This is a genomic window from Mesorhizobium sp. M00.F.Ca.ET.216.01.1.1 (assembly GCF_004010325.2).
Classification (GTDB): domain Bacteria; phylum Pseudomonadota; class Alphaproteobacteria; order Rhizobiales; family Rhizobiaceae; genus Mesorhizobium.
In genome coordinates this window covers 1-255 of sequence record NZ_SADR02000681.1, presented here as the reverse complement: position 1 = coordinate 255, position 255 = coordinate 1, and the positions used below count along the sequence as shown (strand labels likewise).

Here is a 255-nt window from a genome sequence, read left to right as displayed (position 1 = left end):
GGCGGCGACGCCGGGCAGGCGGTACTCGCCGGGGAAGCGTCGTTCGCCGGCCAGCCAGTCGACCTGCGTGGAGATGGCGACGCGTCGTTCCTCGATGCGGCCGTGGCCTTTGTCGGTCTCCTCGCAACGGTCGGCGGCCGGGCACTGCGGATCGTCGAAGAAGCGCTCGATCTCGCCCATCAGGCCCGGCTGGTTGGCCTTGACGGCGAGAAGATAGTCGGCGCCAGCGTCGATGATGGCCGCGGCCACCTTTGG

General features: G+C 70.2%; 1 pseudogene. It reads right to left on the bottom strand.

Going from position 1 to position 255, the window contains the following annotated elements:
• Positions 1-255: pseudogene (locus tag EN859_RS38630) on the bottom strand (ISAs1 family transposase); the annotation flags it as partial.